This window comes from Cellvibrio sp. (genome assembly GCF_053579595.1).
This window is the reverse complement of sequence record NZ_JBRFPI010000419.1, coordinates 1-3,713: the sequence shown is the minus strand read 5'-3', so window position 1 is coordinate 3,713 and position 3,713 is coordinate 1. Positions and strand designations below refer to the sequence as shown.

The window sequence follows — 3,713 nt, the reverse complement described above, 5'->3', positions numbered from 1 at the left end:
TGTCGGTAAGACGTTAGTCGCAGCAGGTTTATTGGTTGCGGCAAAAAATCATGGCTTGACAACGGCTGCATTAAAACCACTTGCTGCAGGCTGTGAAAAAACCGACGCCGGTTTGCGCAATGCCGATGCACTTTTATTGCAGTCGGTTATGACCCAGTCGATGCTCTACGAGCAAATAAACCCTATCGCGTTGGAATCTGCTATTGCCCCGCACATTGCGGCGCAACAAGAGAAACGTGTTTTATCGGCTGATCGGATTGCAGGGTTTTGTCGCGGCAGCTTAAATCAAGCTGACTTTACGTTAGTCGAAGGTGCGGGCGGTTGGCGCGTGCCGTTAAATCCGCAAGGGACGCTGGCCGATGTGGTTAAAATATTGCGCTTGCCGGTGATATTGGTGGTGGGTGTGCGTTTGGGTTGTATCAATCATGCGCTCTTAACGGTAGAAGCAATTCGCAATGATGGTTTGCCATTAGCGGGTTGGGTAGCCAATTGTATTGATGCGGATATGCCGGTGTTGCAAGAAAATATTCACAGCTTGGCGGCGCGCATACCTGCACCCTGTCTAGGCGTAGTGCCTTGGCTGGAAAATGCGGTACCCGAAACAGTTGCGAGTGCGCTTGACCAGGAATCACTGGTGCACTTTTTTTCCATGTGAATCGCTAATCATCATGCTTATATCTGTTCGTAATTTTGCGATTTATTTTTTTATCCTGTGCGCGCTTGCGGGTTGCACCTCTCTGCCTGCAAAACAAAAAATTCCTGTCGCAAACACGGAGCACACTATCTATTTTATTTATCGCGAATGGCATACCAGTATTTTAATCGATGCAAAAACCGTTGCGCGCCACAGCCAGTATTTGCGGCAAGAGGCCGCTAACCAACGCTACATTCGTATTGGCTGGGGCGATGGCAATTACTTTACCGGCAAAAGTAAAACCCTCGGTTCCGCAACCAAGGCACTGATCGCTTCGAGCCATTCAGCGCTGCAGGTGATTGCCTATGCGCAGCCGCCGTTTGCATCCATCCCGCCGGAGACTCGCGTGCCCATTGCTATTACTGACAAGGGAATGCGCAAGTTGATTCGCTCTTTGGATAAATCCTTTGCGCTGGATGAGTCCGGCCTCGTCATTCCTTTGCAAGCCTATGTGACCGACGCGGGTAACTTCTATCAGGCGAGTGGCCATTACAGCCTCTTCAGCAACTGCAATACATGGAGTGGGCGCGCCTTGCAGGCGGCCGGGTTGCCAGTGCGCAGCGGCTTGCAACTGACGGCACAGAGCATCTTCGAGCAAGCGCGCGCTATCTCTGAATATCAGCAAGCCCTTGGTTTGGTTGGAGAAAGCGAATAGTTTCAAGTTATATCGCTGGTTTTTTTAAGCCAAACTCGTCTTAAAAGGCGATAGTTAAGCGGCAATCCCGCCTGTTTTTTAAGCATTTCCCGGCGTAAACTACTACATAAGGTTGGGGGAGTGTTTTCTACTATTCCCCTTTGGTCTCATTCTTGATAGCCAACTAAAGAGGGTAAGCTGATGGACGTAGGTTCTGTAGTCAACCAGGGTCTGATTGGTATGCAAAAAAGCCAGTCATCGATGCTGCAATCGGCACAGCAAATTGCGCAGGCGGGCACTACTCAGCGCGATAACCCACAGGCTAATGATCTCGCCGAGCCGTTGATCAACATTAAGGCGCAGAGCCAAGTGTTTGATAGTTCTGCCAAAGTGGTGAAAGCAGCTGATGAAACTATCGGTACTTTGTTAGATGTGAAAGCGTGATTGTGCGGGTATTCGCATAACTGTGAGGTGATTTGAGTGATCAACAATATCCCGTCCAACTTCGCCAATACTGTAGCGCCGTTTGTGCCTATGGGACGAGCGCCTGTTGGCCAGGAAACAACCGATCTGAAATCGTCCACCTTTCGTCCTACAGAGCAACTGGCTGAATCGGGGCGGGGGCAAAATCGGCGCTTACCCGAAGAGCGCCCCAATGATGAAGTTGAGCGTGACCGTGTTGAACGCGGTGCCCAGGGTACTGATCAGGTTGCGCAGGATGCAGCTTCAAAGCGCCGCGCTGAGCAGGAGCGTCAACAGGCTGAGCGCGAGCAAATCCAGGAGCTGGCAGCGCGCGACCGAGAAGTGCGCGCTCATGAGCAAGCGCATGCAGCCGTCGCTGGGCAATATGGCAGTAGTCCAACTTATTCTTTTGTGCGCGGCCCGGATGGCGTGAGCTATGCGGTGGGTGGAGAGGTTCAAATCGACACCAGTCCCATTCCCGGTGATCCTGAAGCGACGTTGCGCAAGGCGCAGCAATTGCGCAGGGCGGCAAATGCTCCAGCGGAGCCGTCATCGCAAGATACTAATGTAGCTTCACAAGCGGCGCAGATGGAGCAGCAGGCGCGCGCTGAATTGCGCGAGCAGCAGGCTATAGAAGCGGAGCTACGTCGTGAAGGCGTTGACGAAGCTAACGGGCAAAATCAGCCCGCTGGTGCTGGTGATTCGCAAGAAGCTGAGCGGGCTCAGGCAAAAGCCGAGGACGAAAAACAGCGGTTGGCGGATGAGGAAGCGCGGTTGCAAGCCGATCAGGAACGATTTGAAGCTGAGCAGCGCCTGTTGGATCAGCGTCAGGCGCGTGCAGAGTTTTTTAACGAAGGCGCCAAACGCAATATTGACCTCAATCGTCGCTTGATTGAAATTGGTGTGTTCAGCTCGGAATCTGGCATAGGCAGTTTTTTAAATAAAACCGTCTAGTGTTAACGGAATTGTCATTTTTTGCTGCTATTTTTTTGTCATGAGTGTGTGGTCAGTCTTCTAATTAGGCGCATCGTTCAATAAAACATCCACATTGATTTTTGTTGCGCCCAAACGTTTATTTTCCTTGACCGCATATAGATGTCTCCCTATAATTCGCGGCCTCACTTGAGCAGTTGGCAAATGTGAGTTTCAGTCGCGGGGTGGAGCAGCTTGGTAGCTCGTCGGGCTCATAACCCGAAGGTCGTAGGTTCAAATCCTGCCCCCGCAACCAAAATTTTAGTTTCTTGCCGGCGGTAAATATCAGCAAGAAGCGGTGAAGAAAAGGGATTTCCCGGTTCTCGCCAGAAATTAAGAGGTTACGAGTTTGCTTTCTTGTAAAGCAAACTCGGTCGAGAAGCCCCTTTTTGGGGCTTTTTTGTATTTGTTGTTTGCGGGCATCGCCCCCACCGTACGGCCTGTGCGGTGAATGCAGTAAACGTTCGAATGGGCCTTGTGCCCATTTTTGTTTTTTGGGCTTCTGCATTTTGCAGGGCTGGTTTGAGTGCGGATTAAAGCATGGCTTCCAAGCAAGAATTGTTAGAGCAAATGGTTTCACCTGTCGCTACTGCCTTAGGTTGCGAGTTGTGGGGGTTGGAATATTTGACGCAGGGGCGTTACACCACCGTGCGCATCTTTATCGATGGCCCCAACGGCGTATCGCTGGATGACTGTGAGCGTGTCAGTCGCCAGGTGAGTAGTGTGTTTGATGTAGAAGACCCGATTGATGGCGAGTACACGCTTGAAGTGTCATCGCCCGGTATGGATCGCCCGCTCTATAGAGAGTCGCAATATGTGCGCTACATTGGCGAAACTATCAGTGTGCGTTTGCGTATTGCACGTGATGGTCGCCGCCGTTTTAAAGGCGTAATCACCAAAGTAGAAAAAGGAGATGTTTTTTTGCAGGTGGATGATAAGGAAGTGCATAAG

Annotated in this window: 5 protein-coding genes and 1 tRNA gene; all 6 read left to right on the top strand. The window is 51.1% G+C overall.

The genetic code is table 11. The features are described from left to right. Window positions 1-655: dethiobiotin synthase (gene bioD, locus ACWA6V_RS18920; protein ID WP_449523954.1), on the top strand; the 655-nt coding region annotated here is incomplete at its 5' end. 13 nt (window positions 656-668) lie between these two features. Next, window positions 669-1,349: a DUF2459 domain-containing protein gene (locus ACWA6V_RS18915; protein WP_449523953.1), complete on the top strand. Its 681-nt coding sequence runs from the start codon at window positions 669-671 to the stop codon at window positions 1,347-1,349. 180 nt (window positions 1,350-1,529) lie between these two features. Next, window positions 1,530-1,772: a hypothetical protein gene (locus ACWA6V_RS18910; protein WP_449523952.1), complete on the top strand. Its 243-nt coding sequence runs from the start codon at window positions 1,530-1,532 to the stop codon at window positions 1,770-1,772. A 36-nt stretch (window positions 1,773-1,808) separates the two neighbouring features. Continuing rightward, a complete protein-coding gene (locus ACWA6V_RS18905) occupies window positions 1,809-2,744 on the top strand; it encodes a putative metalloprotease CJM1_0395 family protein (RefSeq protein WP_449523951.1) in 936 nt (311 codons plus the stop codon). Between the two features lie 197 nt (window positions 2,745-2,941). After that, a tRNA-Met gene (locus ACWA6V_RS18900) sits at window positions 2,942-3,018 on the top strand. A 284-nt stretch (window positions 3,019-3,302) separates the two neighbouring features. Next, on the top strand, window positions 3,303-3,713 hold a 411-nt coding region (rimP, locus tag ACWA6V_RS18895; RefSeq protein ID WP_449523950.1), incomplete at its 3' end, for a ribosome maturation factor RimP.